At 46.2% G+C, this 17,633-nt stretch carries 13 protein-coding genes; 4 read left to right on the top strand and 9 right to left on the bottom strand.

Features of this window, described 5'->3' with window-relative positions:
• Positions 1 to 18: 18 nt before the first annotated feature.
• The 4 genes from pnuC to ABR189_RS17745 all read right to left on the bottom strand — a co-directional run bounded on the left by pnuC (position 19) and on the right by ABR189_RS17745 (position 4,975).
• Entirely contained in the window at positions 19 to 663 is a 645-nt protein-coding gene (gene pnuC / locus ABR189_RS17760) for a nicotinamide riboside transporter PnuC (protein WP_354661807.1), read from the bottom strand.
• A 33-nt stretch (positions 664 to 696) separates the two neighbouring features.
• Positions 697 to 2,160 carry a serine hydrolase domain-containing protein gene (locus tag ABR189_RS17755; RefSeq protein ID WP_354661806.1) on the bottom strand — a complete coding sequence of 488 codons (1,464 nt, stop codon included), beginning with the start codon at positions 2,158 to 2,160 and terminating at the stop codon, positions 697 to 699.
• A gap of 419 nt (positions 2,161 to 2,579) precedes the next feature.
• Entirely contained in the window at positions 2,580 to 4,283 is a 1,704-nt protein-coding gene (locus tag ABR189_RS17750) for a PNGase F N-terminal domain-containing protein (RefSeq protein WP_354661805.1), read from the bottom strand.
• A gap of 101 nt (positions 4,284 to 4,384) precedes the next feature.
• Positions 4,385 to 4,975 (bottom strand): NifU family protein, encoded by a 591-nt coding sequence (locus ABR189_RS17745; protein WP_354661804.1) that lies wholly within the window; start codon positions 4,973 to 4,975, stop codon positions 4,385 to 4,387.
• A gap of 155 nt (positions 4,976 to 5,130) precedes the next feature.
• Here ABR189_RS17745 and ABR189_RS17740 point away from each other — a divergent pair, with 155 nt between their 5' ends.
• The 3 genes from ABR189_RS17740 to ABR189_RS17730 all read left to right on the top strand — a co-directional run bounded on the left by ABR189_RS17740 (position 5,131) and on the right by ABR189_RS17730 (position 8,192).
• On the top strand, positions 5,131 to 5,658 hold the full coding sequence (locus ABR189_RS17740) for a ferritin (RefSeq protein WP_354661803.1): 528 nt from the start codon (positions 5,131 to 5,133) through the stop codon (positions 5,656 to 5,658).
• A 179-nt stretch (positions 5,659 to 5,837) separates the two neighbouring features.
• Entirely contained in the window at positions 5,838 to 6,290 is a 453-nt protein-coding gene (locus ABR189_RS17735) for a methylglyoxal synthase (protein ID WP_354661802.1), read from the top strand.
• Positions 6,291 to 6,335: 45 nt separating this feature from the next.
• Positions 6,336 to 8,192, top strand: coding sequence for a mechanosensitive ion channel family protein (locus tag ABR189_RS17730; RefSeq protein ID WP_354661801.1), 1,857 nt, complete (start codon positions 6,336 to 6,338; stop codon positions 8,190 to 8,192).
• A gap of 45 nt (positions 8,193 to 8,237) precedes the next feature.
• Here ABR189_RS17730 and ABR189_RS17725 read toward each other — a convergent pair whose 3' ends face one another.
• Entirely contained in the window at positions 8,238 to 9,383 is a 1,146-nt protein-coding gene (locus tag ABR189_RS17725; RefSeq protein WP_354661800.1) for a DUF3500 domain-containing protein, read from the bottom strand.
• A gap of 172 nt (positions 9,384 to 9,555) precedes the next feature.
• Here ABR189_RS17725 and ABR189_RS17720 point away from each other — a divergent pair, with 172 nt between their 5' ends.
• Positions 9,556 to 11,100: a glycoside hydrolase family 10-like protein gene (locus tag ABR189_RS17720; RefSeq protein WP_354661799.1), complete on the top strand. Its 1,545-nt coding sequence runs from the start codon at positions 9,556 to 9,558 to the stop codon at positions 11,098 to 11,100.
• 123 nt (positions 11,101 to 11,223) lie between these two features.
• Here ABR189_RS17720 and ABR189_RS17715 read toward each other — a convergent pair whose 3' ends face one another.
• From ABR189_RS17715 to ABR189_RS17700, 4 genes are all read right to left on the bottom strand, one after another.
• Positions 11,224 to 13,383, bottom strand: coding sequence for an alpha-N-acetylglucosaminidase (locus ABR189_RS17715; RefSeq protein ID WP_354661798.1), 2,160 nt, complete (start codon positions 13,381 to 13,383; stop codon positions 11,224 to 11,226).
• A gap of 44 nt (positions 13,384 to 13,427) precedes the next feature.
• Positions 13,428 to 14,549 carry a family 20 glycosylhydrolase gene (locus tag ABR189_RS17710; RefSeq protein WP_354661797.1) on the bottom strand — a complete coding sequence of 374 codons (1,122 nt, stop codon included), beginning with the start codon at positions 14,547 to 14,549 and terminating at the stop codon, positions 13,428 to 13,430.
• Positions 14,550 to 14,670: 121 nt separating this feature from the next.
• Positions 14,671 to 15,951 (bottom strand): IPT/TIG domain-containing protein, encoded by a 1,281-nt coding sequence (locus ABR189_RS17705; RefSeq protein WP_354661796.1) that lies wholly within the window; start codon positions 15,949 to 15,951, stop codon positions 14,671 to 14,673.
• A 26-nt stretch (positions 15,952 to 15,977) separates the two neighbouring features.
• Positions 15,978 to 17,633, bottom strand: a complete 1,656-nt coding sequence (locus ABR189_RS17700; RefSeq protein ID WP_354661795.1) for a RagB/SusD family nutrient uptake outer membrane protein — start codon at positions 17,631 to 17,633, stop codon at positions 15,978 to 15,980.

Below are 17,633 nucleotides of genomic sequence, written 5' to 3'. Positions count from 1 at the left end.
TAAATGTTGTCCGAAGCATCACGCAGCGGCACCGTTGATCCGGCGCTGTTCCTGCGCCCGGAATACTTTTTTCCAGTTAAAATAGCCGAAGATAGCAATGATAAACAATACTATGGTAAGACATCCGGTAAGATACAGGTGCTTATAGAATAACAATGGTACCGCTACAAAGTTGGATATATTCAGTAAGATCCAGTTTTCAATTTTACGTTTAGCCAGTAGCCACATCCCGCTACAGGCAGTGGCAGATACAAATGCATCCAGCACAGGTACATTGGAATCGGAAAAATGCCGGAGCACCGTATAGATAATAGTCCAGCCGATGAGTGCAATCAACCCTGCAATAAGCAGTTCCTGCCGGTTGGTATGCGAAACGGGCGTTTCATGCTGCTGCTTGTCTTTCCGGGTCCAGTAATACCAGCCATACACACTCATGATAAAGTAATAGGCATTCAGCCCGGACTCTGCATAGAGTTTAAAGTTTTCCTGCGACAGCATATAAGTATAAATACCAGTACTGATAATGCCGGTAGGGTATAACCATACACTGTTCTGCTTGGAAAAGATAACGCTCAGCAAACCAAACAATACCGCAATAGCTTCCAGCCAGGTCATGTGGTGAATCCCCTGCTGAAGCCCCTGGTACAATTCTTCAAAATTCATGCTGCAAAAGTAAGTGCTTGTTCCGTGAAACCGTTAAAGTTTTGATGTCGTTTCTTTTATCCGGCTCATAGGCATTTCCTGGCCGTTCTGAAACAAGGTTATCTTTTGTACAATCCCGTCCTTGTCTTTGTCAAATTTCAGACGGGCGGCTACCACCGTATAAAAGAACGTATCTGCCGAGGAAGCATATACTTCATACTCACTCTGGCCGGTAAGTTGTGCAAATACACGGCTATCACGGGTGGTAATCGTCATCTTCACCGCAGGGGCCTGATCCATTGCATATACGCCGTCAAATCCCTGCACCTGGGCAGTAGTAACCGGCACACTCCTGGGCATCTTTTTTGCTGCCGGAATAGTATAGGGATGACCGAAAAGAATATCTTCTATAATACCGGTCAGCTCATTCACATTTTGCTTTTCATAGAAATTTGTCAGCAGGATAACCGTTTTATGCTTGTCTAAATACCGGGTGATGACAGACTGATAACCAGGATACCCTCCGGTATGGTATACGCTGGCCCCTATAGCACTATCGTTAAGAGGCAGCGCAATCCAGCCAAAGCCATAGCCCATAATTCCCTTCAATGCACTGCCATCATCCTTTTTTCCTGGCGTAAATGCTTCCTGTAAGGTAGCTGCACTCACCAGTTTATTGGTGTACAACACCTGATCCCATTTTAACAGGTCTTCAACATTACTGCTGATGCCATATGGTCCGGCTACCCCATCCAGGTAAAATGCACGGGCATTGGTAATACTGCTGTCTGGTGCTATGAATTTGTTAAGACGTGCATCCCAGATATAACTCAATGCATAATTATCCATTGGCTCCTTGTCTGCCCGCCGGGCATATACCTTTGTACGTAACATACCTGCCGGATTAAACACATACTGCGTCATATACCTGGCAAATGGCAGCCCGGATACTTTTTCTACAATCAGCGCCAGCAACAAATAGTTTGTATTACAATATGCGAAGCTTGTTCCTGGTTTAAATAGCGTTGTATCCCCTGCTTTAGACAGGACTGCTAAAATGTCTTTATTGTAATTGATACGATTAATATCTACTTCAGCTTTCCCAAATGCCAGGAATTCAGGAAGCCCCGAAGTATGTATTAACAAATGCCGCAACGTAATGCCTTTATAAGGTAATGCCGGAAAATATTTCTTCAGAGAATCATCATACGTCAGCTTCCCTTTTTCCTTAAGCTGCATAATAGCGAGGGCTGTAAACTGTTTTGAAACAGAAGCCAGTTCAAAGTCCGTCCGGATATTCAGTAACTGCTTTTTATCCTGGTTCGCATAACCTATTGCCCGCGAGAATATAGGTTTACCTTCCTCTGCTACCAGTACACAACCATTAAACCCTCCCCGGGCTTCCAGGGAATCAAATAAATGAGCGAGGTTTTTTGCCGTTTGCTGAGCGCTTGCCAGAGGTGCTGTTAAAAGGCATAACAAACAAAGTACATAGATCCGAATGGCCGGCATAGTCATAAATAGTGTTTATTTACCCAATATATAAAAAAGCGGTTAGCTTTTAGCGGTTAGCTATTAGCTGAATACAGCGAAGAGGAATTTTTAACTTAAATACAGCGAAGAAGCAGCGAAGAGCGATGGGCCGCTGGCAAAAACGCAGCGGATGACCTCGTTTTGCTTAAAATCCGGATAAAATGCTGAAATGCCCCTTACGCGCCTACCTTGACCTATGGTTGAAGCATAGTTAAAGCATAGTTAAAGCATAGTTAAAGCATAGATAGAGTATGAATAGAGCATAAAAGGCTATGAAATGGGTTTAACAAAAACATCCTGCGAGGCAAAATTACCACACAGGCAACAGATCATTAGCATATAACTATCATTGAACCTTCCGCTGCATTAAGCTAAAAGCTAAAGGCTAACAGCTAATAGCTCTCCTAATAGCTCTCCCCCACCAGACATCCGGATACATTCCAGGAGCTGAAGCTACCGCCTTCCGGTTTGCCCAGCGGAATAGCTACCTTAAAAGTGTGCTTCCCCGGAGCCAGATTAGGCAGCGGTATCGTAACCGGAGGGGTAAGCGTACCGGGACACCAGTTGGAGCGGCTCAGGTCTGAAGAGGAGAGCCCGTTGCCAAAGTTGCCGGACGAAGGGTTCAATAAGCGGTAGGTACCACAATCCGGGCGCCAGGGAATAAAATGATACACCCTTTGGCCATCAACAAATACTTCATTCAACTTGGGATTAAATTCATCACCACCGCCCCAGCCACCGTGGCCGGTAGTGGTGTAGCGCAGCTGCAGGTTTTTTATCCCTTCCGGAATATTTACGGTTACTGTAAGGGAATCCTTTTCGAAGACGGTCCCATATTCCTGTCCGGCCATTTCCATCAGGTTGAGTGTATTGAAAATAGGCTGTACCCAGTTGTCAGAGCCAGACGTTTCTTCGCCCTCATAACCGGGATAATATTTCAGGTTTAAGCTGGCTTTGTGTCCGCCCTTGTCATAATTACCGATAAATATCCCCAGCCATACTTCGCCCTGCAAACGGGGGAGTAGCTCAGAAATATCCTGACGGTATATAACAGAATCGGCCCAGTTATATCCCTTTATTTTCATCTGTTCATTAAAATACCTTACGCCAAAGGGGGTAAAGAAGCGCATCAGTTCGATAGCAGGCAGATAGGTATCTGTGGCAACGATACCCTGATATTTTTTACCATTACGGCCTTCATATACAGGTAGCACACCTACGCCTTGTCGCAGGGCATTCAGTAGGGAAGTGGCCTTGTCTGTTGGAATCATAAATACGGACCCTGTTCTGTCGTAAGCGTCCCCATTGGAGTACTGGGTAAGTTCGGCAAACAGTGTCTGGCCGGGTTTTACGACAGGCAGTTTTACCTTTTTCACAATAACAGTTCCGCCGGCATAATGATAGGTAGTGTTCAGCTGCTCACCCGTTGGGTTTTGCAGCTTATCGGTGAAGTTGATTTGTTCCCTGTCAAAAACCGGGACGTTCACATAGCGGCTCTCTATGATCTGTTGCATATAAGCCGCATCATCTGCCAGCTGGCCTGTGTTTTCCGGCCAGGCCAGTTCTTCCGCTGTTATGGTACGGTAGGTTATCTTTTTTGCGATCGTTTCATAGCTGCCATTACGTACTATCTTCAGCACCAGGCCAAGGCCGGGTGCAGTGGTAAGACTGGGAGTGCCTTTTAGTGCCAATGCATCCGTATACCACACCTCTATGGTATTGGAGCGGATGAAAAGCCGGGCTTTTTTACAAACAATGCCTAGTATGGTGGCCGTATCCGGAAGAAGCTCCGGGGTGGCATATTCAGAGAATGCCTTTTTCAGCGTGTATTTTTCGCCATTATCGAGGGTGAGCACCTGAAGGGTTTGTTTGTCTGCCAGTTGCAGGTATTGCTGCTCCTTTTGAGGTTTGTTACTATGCGGTAGCACATGTGCCTGGTTATTCCTGATAAACAGTTGCAAGCCGGGACCTGGCATTTCTTTGCCATTGTTGCGGAATCCATAAGTCACGACCGCCTCTGCACGGCTTACCTGCTTTTTCTTCTTTTGTGCGTTGGCTGGCTGCATCGTCATCATCCATCCTGCCAGTGCCAGTAAAAATACTCTCATTGTTCAGCTTGTTGGTTAGTTCATCAGGGTAATATATATAAAAAAAGCACAGCCACTAAGACTGTGCTCATTTTTAACACTATCATTCACTCAACTATGGCTTATTCTGCTTCTGCCACCACTTCATTCACTTCCGGAATCATACGCTTCATCATTCCTTCAATACCGGACTTCAGCGTGATCATAGAGGATGGGCAGCCGGAACAGGATCCCTGCAGCATTAAGGTAACCACACCTTCATGGTAATCCTTGAACTGGATAGCACCGCCATCCATTTCAACCGCAGGTTTCACATAATTTTCCAGTAATTCCTTAATACGTTTAACGACATCTGTATCGTCAGCACTTACCACATTGCTGGAAGGCTGTACCACTACTTCTTCTTCGTTAATCACAATACGGTTATCCTCCAGGTATTCTTTCAGGAAAGCTTTTACTGCAGGGATTATGTCGTTCCAGTCAGTTTCACTGGTTTTTGTAAGCGTAATGAAATTAGCCATAATGAAAACTCCCTTGATAAAAGGAAAGCTAAATAATTCCATGGCTAATGGGGACGGTTTCGCACTGGCTTCATCCGGAAAATCAATGCTTTTACCTGGATACAACAGCTTGTTTACCACAAACTTCATTGTTTCCGGGTTGGGCGTCATCTCAGTATAGATACTTATAATCGGATTTCCTGTTTTAATCATTTTATCCTAATTTACTAATGCAAAGGTAGCAACTTTCGGGCACAATCTGGCCGTGATATGCCGATATTCTGATCGAATTTTACAATGTCGTTATAGGTAAATACAATAAGTGACGTAAAGCCTGCTACACCACCGTAACATTAAAAATATTCCCCATGTTGTTAAAAAGTCTATCACCTAAAATTGAAAAAGCACTAAATGGCCAGGTAGAAATGGAAGCCGCCTCCTCACAATATTATCTGGCAATGGCATCCTGGTCTGAAGTACAGGGGTATAACGGAATTGCACAATTCCTTTACAGACATTCTGATGAAGAACGGATACACATGCTCAAACTGCTCAAATTCATCAACGAAAGGGGTGGGCATGGCATTGTACCGGCGCTGAAACAGCCCACCGTTAAGTTTAAAAACATCAATGCCATCTTCGAACACGTACTCAGCCATGAAATACTGGTATCCAGTGAAATCAACAAGCTGGTAGATATGTGCCTGAATGAAAAGGATTATACCACCCACAACTTTATCCAATGGTATGTTACAGAACAGATTGAAGAAGAACGACTGGCAAGACATATCCTGGATAAACTGAAGATGATCGGCGAGGATAAAGCAGGGCTTTATATTTTTGACCGTGACCTGTCTACCCTGCAATCTGAAGATGAGGGCAGCAGAAGAAGATAACCACCGCAACGCACCACAAATATCCCGCTCTCCGTATCTGAAGTAAACATAACTGCCAACAGATTTGTTTTTCAGGATATCACAGAAAGCGGGATATCTTTTTTAAAGTATACCTATTGAATCATAGCTATTTATTTATTAAATATTAACATATTACTTTTGCATCATTAAAATAATATATGCAAACAGTCAAAACCTTACACGCCCGCAAACGGATTGCATTGATCGCTCATGACCACAAAAAAGCAGAGTTGATTGAATGGGCTACCTATAACAAAAACGTCTTAAACCGCCATGAACTGTATGGTACCGGCACCACCGGCAAGCTCATTGAGGCTGCATTGGATGTATCCGTACGTAAGTTACTCAGTGGGCCATTGGGGGGCGACCAACAGATAGGGGCACTTATTGCGGAAGGAGCACTGGATGTGATCATCTTTTTCTGGGACCCTATGGAAGCACTCCCGCATGATCCCGATATCAAAGCACTCCTGAGATTGAGCGTAGTGTGGAATATTCCTGTTGCCTGTAACCGTGCTTCTGCCGATTTTTTAATGACCTCCCCCCTGATGCACCAGGAGTATGAGGTAATATTGCCAGACTATTCCCAATACCTGGGCAGGAAAGTATAAAACGCAGCCGCCGGCTGTCAGGCAGTATCCTAAAATAGCAATAGCATGAAACAATGGTGGATAATCCCTGTGCTGGTCTGGTCACTCACCTGTGCCGCCCAGTCATCAGACAGCCTGCAACAAAAAGCCCAACAGGCGGCCATAACAGATTCGCAACTGGTATATACCACCCGGCTGCTAAGGAGCAACGACTCGATTACTAAGGCAGACGCTGCGGAAAAACAACAACTGCTGGAACAGATTGAAACACTGAAAAACAACGACCAGCAAAAACAAACCCTGCTAAAAAGGCTTGCCGACGTGGAAAGCAAAGACTCTCTTCGTAAAGCCCGCCAACAGGGAAGAATAGCCCTTCTCCGCTCCAGACAGAAAGGGATCCCCGTTACGCCATTCCTGGATACCCTGTTTTATGTATACGGTAAAATAGGGCCCTTTGGTCCGAGCGACAGGGCACATAATACCAGCAATAAAATCCGTAAACTGGCTGATGATCCGCTCTTTGCTGCCGACTCCGTAAAAGTGTCGCCCAATGAGGACATCATTGATGTGACCTACAACGACCTGATCCTCCTTTCCATCACAGACGATGATGCCTTATGGCTTAACGAAGACAAAAACAGCGTTGCCGAAGGTTATGCTGCAATGATCCGCAAAAGTGTGCTGGACTATAAAGAAGCTAACAGCCTTAAAAGCATGCTGATCCGCGTTGCGTGGCTATTGCTGATTCTCCTTATTTTCAGCGGGATCATTTACCTGGTAAACCGCTTCTTTTCCCGGCTACGAAGGAAAATAGTGCAGGAAAAAGATAAATTCTTTAAAGGTATTAAAGTAAAGGATTACCCGCTGCTCAACCCACAAAAGCAACTGGGGATGGCATACAGCGTACTAAAGGTGGTGCGCATTATTATAATCCTGCTGATCGTATATATCACCCTGCCTTTTGTATTTAGCATATTCCCCTGGACCAAAGGCATTGCAGACTCCCTGATCTCCTGGACGCTTGCACCCATAAAAGCAATGATGGCAGCCATCCTGGGATACCTTCCCAAACTGCTGACCATCCTGGTAATATACCTGGTTACCCGCTACCTGGTAAAGTTTATCAATTACCTGGCTGCGGAAGTGGCAAAAGGAGCCCTCCATATCAAAGGCTTTTATCCAGACTGGGCATGGCCTACTGCCAGTGTAGTCAAATTTTTACTCTATGCCTTTATGTTTGTGATCATCTTTCCATACCTGCCAGGCTCCGATTCAAAAATATTTCAGGGGGTTTCTGTTTTCCTCGGCATCCTTTTTTCATTAGGTTCCTCTTCTGCTATTGCCAATATAATAGCAGGGTTTGTAATCACCTACATGCGACCTTTCAAAATAGGAGACCGTATAAAAATAGGAGAGCTGACCGGCGATGTGATTGAAAAGAATATGCTGGTAACGCGGTTAAGGACTATCAAAAACGAAGAGATCACCGTACCTAATGCCAGTATCCTCAGCGGACACACAATTAACTATACCACCTCTTCCAAAGAATTGGGCCTGATACTACATACCACAGCTACTATCGGTTATGATGTTCCCTGGCGGAAAGTGCATGAGCTGCTAATCTCCGCAGCACTGGCTACAGAAGGTATTGTAAAAGACCGTAAACCTTTTGTGCTGCAAACCGGCCTGGATGATTTTTATGTGTCTTATGAACTGAATGCCTATACGGATCATCCGGAGGAGATGGCAGTTATCTATTCCGGATTACGGCAAAACATACAGGATTTTATGAATGAAGCGGGTGTGGAAATTATGTCGCCTCATTATTACATCCGGCGGGAAGATAGTTCCACAACTACCATACCGGCGGAGTACCTGTCAAAGAAACTGGCTCCGCCAGGTGATGCTGCTCCTAAAGGATAATGCGGATGAGGGCAGCTTTAATATCCCCTAAGGTATTACTGCTGTTTACCTCTCCGGCTGTACATGCGCGGTTTCATAGTGCCTTTGCAGTACATCGTCTCCAAAATCGTTTTTAAGGTCACGCAAAACAGTATGTACATGGTTCGCATTGTTTTGTGTGTTATCATACTCAATTAAAACGGTAGGCCCCTGGATCCGGTAATAATGTCCCTTCCCCCAAGCAGTGGCACCAGCCCAGGCAAAGTGCAGCTTGTCCCAGCCTTCGGTGGTAATTTCCTTCAGCAAGATGTCTGCCATCAGCTTTGTATAGTTATCAATATACACGGCTACCAGCTGGCGCATCAATCGTTGCTGTGCCGGCGTCATTTCCTGATAGGAGAGCCCCGGAGGATCCAGCAGCATCGCTTTGCGCTTGTTGCCTGAAATAATATCCGCAGGCGCGGTAGTGGATATAATTACCTGTTGGCGTTGGGTTTCATTCATCATACGCAACAGCTCAAATCCCATGGCAGCTTCCTGCTTCAGTACTTCTTTTCCCTTGGATGGTCCTTCGCCCACAATTGCAGGATTAGATCCCAGGAAGGCCGGTGTACCTGATACCAGCTTATTATCTGCCGCCGAAAAGTTAAGGGAAATATGATGCCCTTCCAGCCGCCAACCCCAGTGCTGATCTTTAACCGGATCTCCAAACAGGCTGAAAGTATACTTTTCAGGATCCCGGTAATGATCATCATCCGGGCGGTTTTCCAATGCTTTTAACACTAATTCCAGACTGATAATTTCCGTGGCTTTCTGATACCCCTGCTTGCTCATACAGGCCTGCAACAGCTTAAATGCTGCCGCCCGCTGACGGGGATTCATGGCGTTTAATGGCAACCCTTTACGTTCCATAGGCACAAAATGCCAATTGGTACGCTCTGCGTCTGTAAACGCAAAACAGGCCCGCTGGCGGGTAGCATCATCCAAAACAGCTACAAACTGACGGGCAGCCTGTGCTACTGCATCTTTATGCTTTTGCGCCTGTACGGGAACTGACATACAGAAAATATACGCCAGTAGCAGGGTAATGCCTGGAATACTTTTCCTGACAGCCTGATCCTGTTTTTTGCCAGATTGCCATAAACCTGATACAACTGGCGGGATAATTGTCTTTATAACCGTTGCAAAGGCGGGAGTACCTTTCTTTATCATCGTGGAATATTTATATAGATAAATCGTTGTTAGATACAAAATACAAATTTGTCATTGGGTATCGCAGAATTTTTACATTATTGGTTAAAACATATGTCAGAAAGAGATATTTGTAAGGAGCAGGCTTTGTTTTTTATATTTTCGCAGTCTTAAAGGCTTAAAGCAAGGGTAGATGTTGAAGCAATTATTACTAGGCATTCTGTTGTGTGCAGGCATCACACAACAGGCAGGTGCACAAATGCCTCCCAAACGGGAGTTACGGGCAGTATGGATCGCTACAGTAGAAAATATCGACTGGCCATCACGGCGCGGACTTAGCACAGAACAGCAGAAGCAGGAGTTTATAGCGCTGCTCAACCGGCATCAGCGCAATGGCATGAATGCGGTAGTAGTACAGGTAAGGCCGGCTACAGATGCCTTTTACGCTTCTGCTTACGAACCCTGGTCCGAATACCTCACCGGTGTACAGGGGCAGGCTCCCAACCCTTATTATGACCCCTTACAGTTCATGATCGAGGAAACCCATAAGCGGGGAATGGAGTTTCATGCCTGGTTCAACCCCTATCGTGCTGTATTTAACGTAAAACGCTCTACACTGGCGGCCAACCATATTACCCGCCTACGCCCCCAATGGTTCGTTACCTACGGGGATCAGAAGTTTTTTGATCCGGGAATACCGGAAGCCCGGGAATACGTGACCATGGTGATCCGGGATGTGGTAAAACGTTATGACGTGGATGCCGTTCATTTCGACGATTACTTTTACCCATACCGCATACCAGGCAAAGAATTTCCGGACAACAACTCCTACCGGCAGTATGGCAGGAATATGATGAAAGATGACTGGCGCCGGTGGAATGTAGACGAAATTATCCAGCTGCTGAGCAAAGGTATTAAAGCAGAAAAGCCCTGGGTAAAATTCGGGATCAGCCCGTTTGGGGTATGGCGTAACCGGGATAAAGATCCGGAAGGTTCCTACACCCGGGGTGGCATGAGCAACTATGATGATCTTTATGCAGATGTACTGAAGTGGTTGAAAAATGGCTGGATTGATTATGTAGCGCCACAATTGTATTGGGAAAAAGGCCATCGCCTGGTAAGCTATGATATCCTGCTCAACTGGTGGAGCCAGCACGGATATGGCCGCCATGTGTATATTGGCCATGGTGTGTACCGCCTGGGCAGTAATGCGAGCTGGAAAAATCCGGCTGAGATTCCTACCCAGATCATGGATGCAAGAACACTCCATACCATTCAGGGCGATATCTTCTATAGCTCCAAATCATTTGATGGCAACCCATATGGTATAGAAGATTCCCTGCGCAACCACCTTTACCGCTATCCTGCCCTGCGCCCGGTGATGCCATGGCTGGGCACCAAAGCGCCGGAAGCGCCTTACTTCATAGATGCTTTTGAACGTCCGGCTGGCCTGGAATTGCACTGGGCTGATAATGATACCAGCCATCAAACTCAACAATATGTTTTGTACCGGTTTGATCAACACGAAGCTATTAACCTGGAAGATCCTACCAAAATACTGGCTATCCTGCCACAACATACAGACCCGCAGTATATTGATGCCGGTTATGTAAGAGGTAAGATGTATGTATATATCGTTACTGCGCTGAACCGCCTTCAAAATGAAAGCCAGCAGAGTGATCCGCTGCATATGAAACTGCACAACGGAAAGCCTGTTTTTATATTTGATCCGGAATAACATCGCTGGTACCTGCCGGTACCCGAATAAAAAGAGGGTGTATCAAACATTTGACACACCCTCTTTTTGTTTCGTTGCTGAATAGCAGATACCGCCAGACCAGCTCCTTCCAGCTGATCTGTATTATCCTTTTAATATCGCTGTGGCTGTGGCTACAGCACTTTTATTGGCAGCAGGTATAATCCGCCAGGGCTGCAAGGTCCATTGCTTTTCCCAGCTAAAATAATCCGGCGCTTCCACGGCTTCACCAGCCAGTTTTTTGTGGGCATACTCGAAGAACATTTTCCACCGGGGTATATAATAAGACTGCATCATGCCACTCCATTCCTTACACGCATATTCATGTAATTCGGTGGCAGGATCATCCGGCCCCCAGTAGGTAACCTGTATACGGGCGTTTTTGATCAGGTAGGCCTTGTCGGCCATGTTATTCCCCATGTTATAGGCTGCATTTAACCAGGTATTCAGCGTGAAATGAGGATTACAGGAGAGTAGTTTTTCCTGCTGCTCCATCATCTGCATAAATTGCCTGGCATACTGATCAAAGGCCGTTGCATTTTTTTCATTAAAGGCAATGGTCATCTGGTCATACACCTGCTCTCCACGGTTGGCCAATACCTGACGGGTAAAGTCTACCAGGTCTGCTTCATAGGTTTTGCTGCCTTTTAATGCAGCGGCTGCGCCTGCAAATACCTTTACTGCAGCTTCAAACTCCGCCATATCATAAGGGCGCTCACGCACGCCCCAGGTAGATACCGTTTTCAATCCCATGGCGGGGCGTGCACAGAATACAGATTCACTGGGTCCGAGATCCTTTGTAACGGCTACAGTAGTGTAGATAGTTTTAAAAAATACCTGCCAGGCAGCTTGAATCTCCGGTATATCCTTTCCATAACGATACCGGGTATATGATTTAATCCATTCACTTACATTGATCTTCTCCGGATGCCAGGAAAGCTCCAGCATCAGGTCGTATACCAGTGGGTTGTTATTAATCCCTTCCGGCAAAATACCGGTGCCCTTCAGGAACTTATGCTGCGGGCTGTTACGGGCACGGTCAAACTCCTCTGCAAAACGAGCTATCCGTCCAAAAACACCATTCTTTTCACCGGCATTATTTACCGTACACCATAACCAGGGAGTGCCATAATAAGCATCAGTCTTTTCCCACTCACTTGTTTTTTCTCCAAACAATTCCAGTACCAGCACCTGTGCCTTGTTCAGGCCATCCAGCAATGCTTTCTTAGGGTTGCTCTGCCAGCCCTGCAATACCCAGGTAGAACCCGGAAAATATTGCTGCATTTGTTGTTGTACCTGTTTGGCTACAGCAGTTACATCCACCCCTTCTGTAGTACCCCCTTCATGAAAAAGATCTCCTCCAAAATAATGGATGTCATCTCCATACAGTTTTTTCATTTCCCGGTAGTAGATGCCAGCCATTTGGGTAAACAGGCTATCTGTAGCCAGCAATACATCCGGACGCGTAAATCCACCTGCCCATTTACCTTGCACACTAATCGCTGCTCCAGGCATTTTGTGTTTAAGACTGGTAGGTACCATGCCGTAAAAACCCTGTAATACCGGTGATATGCCCAGGGTCTTCATACGTTGCAGGATATTTTGCTGCAAGGCTACCTGCTGGTCTATCAACGTTTGCGACATCGCCCCCGGCCATCCTTCCAGGTTGCCCATCAGCCACCAGGCTGTAAATGCCGGACCGGCAATAAATGCCCGGCTTTCTGCATCGCTATATCCCATTTGCTGTAAGGTACGCTGCCAGATCGCTTCCGTACCTGTTACTGCCAGCATCAGGTTTACACCGTTAAGTGCCATCCAGTCCAGCTCCCGTTCCCAGTCTTTCCAGGTATAGAAGCTCATGGAATAATTATGTGTACAGTAATTCAGTCCGTAGCGCAGAGGATAAGCGGTTTGTTGTGTCACCTTATTGGCCACTACCGGTATTGGCAAAACGCTGGACAGATTATCTCCCAGGTGAGACATAGAACGGTGACAGTAATATTTCAGATACCAGTTTAATCCGGTAGCAGCAGTGTTTACATCTGTGGCCCGGATCACAATTTTTCCTTTTACGGTTTCCAGCTCAAAGCCTGTTTGCCCTTCCGGCAACGCAAGCGTTTCATATTTTACATGTGGTAATAACCAGGGAACTACTCTTTGTGTAAGCGCATACACGCCTTTAAAATCCGGCTGGGATTTCCCCCATAAAACCGCAGGCAACAACAACAGGAGTAATACTCCCCAACAACCTTTTCCTTTATGCATAGTCTGATTTATTTATAAGCCATGGTAACCGTATCCGGTGTATACTACCGTTCCGTTTTTCTGATCTCTGCAAACAGTTTCTTAAAGGTATTCACCGTGTTTATCGTCAGTTTTGATCCCGCCTTGCCATAATACACTTCGATAAACTCTTTAGGCGCCATCCAGCTGGTTTCAAACACCCCTTTCATTCTTCCGGAAATAGTGCCGGAAAAATCCGTTCTGGCACCATTATTACGCACCATATATACCTGTTTCAACTGTGCCAGTGCAGCATCTGCGTTATAACAGGGAGATGCAAGCACATCAAATCCTTTTATCGCAAAATAAGCCGCAGTAGGTGCTGCATCTTCGTATTTCCAGTCACAGATCATGATATCTTTCGGTATCAGATCTATTGCCCGGTGTGTATTATTCATACTGGCCTGCCAGGCCAGCAACCCGGTTGTTTTTCCATCAATGAGCCGGTCGCTCCACATCCACATCTGGCAATTCTTTGCCTTCAGGTGATCATATAACTTGGTAACATATGCTGCGAATAATTCTGCCTTATCACGGCCTCCGCAGCGGGGACATTTTTCATATCCGATGATCCACACCTCATCCAGGCCCACATGCAATGCATCTGCTTCACACACTTCTACCAGCTCATCCATAATAGGGAACAGGATTTTCAACAAATCAGGATGCTGTGTACAAACACTCTTGTTGTAAAAATCAAACATTCCGCCGTCTTTCCACGGCTTAGGCGGATTATAATCCGGTGATTCATCCAGCTCAGGATAATGTTTTAACAACGGCAGCATTTCCGTTTGTTCTGATTGATGTGCCAGCAGATTAAGCGTAGGGATCAGTCTGATATTGGCGGCCTTACAGGCGGCTACAATCTGCTTCACCTCTTCTTTTGACAACGCATGTTCACCTGCCAGTTCCGGATGTGATTTATATTGATATTCGTATTCAAAACGTATAGCCAATGTATTTACACCTTCCTTAGGCAGAGCTTCCCGGATAAAGCGGCAAAGCAAAGGCACATCATTGCTGCGTGGTGCACTCAGCAATAATCCTTTTACCGGCAGCTTATTCCAGTTCTCCTGGGCTACACTACGTATACAAAAGCTAAGCAAAATTAGGCCGCACCATAAAATTTTCTGGCTCTTTTTTATCATATTCATCTGTTTTTTGAAACACTTATACAACTAACTGCCTCCGGCAATTACCCGAATAAAAAGAGGGTGTCTCCTGCTTTTGGGACACCCTCTCTTTTATAAGACCATCAGTAGCATGCCACTATTCAGCAGTTACCATTCTTACGCGGTTATTTTTTCTGTCTACTACATACACGATACCGTCTTTACTTACGGTTACGCCGGTAGGGGCGTTAAACAGTGCGGCAGAACCGGTACCATCTGCAAAACCGGCAGTACTGCCACCGGTATAGGTGCTTACCTGCCAGGTACCTGCTGTAATGAAGCGTATACATTGATTGCTATTGGTAGAAGCGCCATCCCAGGTACCATTACCAGCCACATACAGGTTATCCTTGCTGTCTGCTGCTATTCCCCAGGGAGTATCGAATTTTGCAGCTGCAGCTTCCCCATTCACAAGTCCGGCAATACCTGGCTGCCCGATAATAATGCCTGGTGCCCAGGTATTGTATTTGAATTCCTGTATCACAGAGCTGCCGTTCAGTACCACAAACAGGTTGCCTTTACTGTCTACTGTCACATCTGAAGGATAGCTGAGTCCGGTAATGATCTGTTCCGTGCTGCCATCTGGTTTTACCTTGAAAACACTGCCACTGCTTTTGGCATCTGTGTAATACAATGTGCCATCGCGCTTGTCTATACCCAGGCCCCAGGCTTCCATCCAGCCAATCAGGGAAGTAGTGCCATCAGGTGTGATCTTCCGGATAGTCCAGGCAGAAGGGTCGGAGGTAAAAACATTACCATCCTTATCTACTACCACATCCATGGGCAAAAAGAATGACGCGGCTGTACCTTTTCCTTCTGCATATTCATTTCTTCCGCTGCCAGCCAGTGTAGTAACAGTACCATCAGGCGCTATTTTACGGATGCGGCGGTTTTCAGCTTCTGCTACATACAGATTGCCTTCTTCATCTATATCCAGCCCACAGCGGTTACCAAAATTAAATGCTGCAGCGGAGCCTTTACCATCTGCATATCCCGGCGTACCATTCCCTGCCAGCGTGGTAACCACATAGGAGGGGGTGTACTGAAAGTCATCTTTACTGCTGGTACTTTGCCCATCGATAGTCACCGTTATTTTACCAACACCGGCTTTCCGTGGAATAGCAATCAGCAAACGGTCCTGTACCACGCCTTCAACAAATGCTTTTACACCATTAACGGTGACAGATACACGACTGGTGTCAGTCACAAAGTTGCTGCCATAGATCAGTACTTCCGTTCCCGCACCACCCGTAGCAGGCGTAAATTTTTCAATGATGATAGGAGCGGAGGCATCATGTTCAAATGCTTTGTCCTTTTTACAGCTGGAGGCTGCAGTAATAGTCAGCAACGCCAGCACGTAGTATAGTATGTTTTTCATTGTTTGCTGTTTAATGGATAAAAGGATTACCAACCGGGGTTTTGTTTAAAATCCGGATTCCTGCCACTCACCTTGTCTATTTCTGCCTGTGGTACGGGCAGCCAGTAGTTGCGTTTCGCATCGAAAACACGTTTCTCTATTACCGGGTAGGTATAAGTAACGTTACCATTACCTGTAACGGTTACACCATGTATCTCCCGGTTGTCTACGGTCTCTGCTATCTTCCAGCGGCGCACATCCCAGAAGCGGTGATCTTCCAGGGCCAGCTCAATCCTCCTTTCATGCCGTATCTTTTCCCGCAGGGTTTCTTTGGTACCTCCACTATAGGCCGGCATACTTACTCGTCCGCGCACGGCATTGAGTGCATTATATATTTCACCCGAAGGGCCGGTGGCTTCATTTTGCGCTTCTGCATAGTTCAGGTATAGCTCCGCTGTTCTGAACAGTACCCACTTACGGTCGCTGGCGCCGGTGCCGGAAAACAGGTTCACGCCTTCCAGCAGGTATTTCCGTGGCCAGTAATTGGTAACTACCTGGCCGGAGCGGGGGGCATCTTCTCCATTAGGGTTCAGCGGACGTCCTTTCCACATACAGCCAGGATACAGAATGGTAGCATAAAAGCGCGGATCCCGGCCTTCATACGGACGTTGCGGGTCAAAGCCTGAGTTGGGATCTGTAATAGGCAGGCCGGTGGCTTGCATCTCATAATCATTTACCAGCTCCTGTATCGGGTTCACATTGCCATAGCCATTTGCGCCACGGGGATTCATCTCACGGTCTATCCCGCCATCTCCAAAGGCACCAGGTGCCGGACGGCTCCAGATCACTTCTTTATTAAAATACTGGGTAAAAATTTCTCCGTAATTGCCATTCAGCCCATAACCATTTGTCAGTGCGGTATCCAGGGCCGCTTTGCAAGCCTCAGCAGCCCGCGCCCACCTGCCTGGGTCATTATCTTTATTGTATAAGGGGCTGGCATAATATAATAATACCCGCCCGCGCAATGCCAGCGCAATCATCCTGGAAGCACGCCCCCAGTTATTAGGCCGTTCTGCATAGGTTGCAGGAAGCAGATTCTTTGCTTCTTCCAGATCTTTTAATATGCTTTCTATTCCTTCGCTAATTGTATTACGCTTGTAATAAATACCGTCCGGATTATCAAACGGATTCTCTACCTGCGATATAATAGGAATTTCTCCCCAACGGCTTATCAGCTGAAAATTGTAGTAGGCACGCAATACCAGCGCTTCTCCTTTCAGTCTGTTACGACGATCCGGATAAGTAGGATCATTGGGTACTTTATCAAAATTGTTGAGGAACATATTGCAGGAGCGGATTTTCCCATAAAATTCATCCCACTGCCACTGCATGGGAAAATTTGAAGGGCTCATGGAACCGGTGTTAAAGTTCCCTGCATCTGCCGCAGAAGCCGAGTTGTCAATCGCCTGATTGGTTTCATCGGTAGCACTGCTCAATGGCCATGCCGAACCGGGTTTAAACAAATTAGGTAAGCTCTGGTAAATTGTATTTACAAACTTTTCTGCATTCTCAATATTCCTGAACACTTCTCCTTCTGTAATAAGGTCGCTCGGCTTTCTGTCCAGGTAATTCTTTTTGCAGGCGTAAGTCCCCAGTATCAGCACTGCAAGCATGCCCGTTTTTATATTCAATACTAGTTTCAT

Source organism: Chitinophaga sp. H8, assembly GCF_040567655.1.
Classification (GTDB): domain Bacteria; phylum Bacteroidota; class Bacteroidia; order Chitinophagales; family Chitinophagaceae; genus Chitinophaga; species Chitinophaga defluvii.
This window is presented reverse-complemented; position numbering and strand designations above follow the sequence as displayed.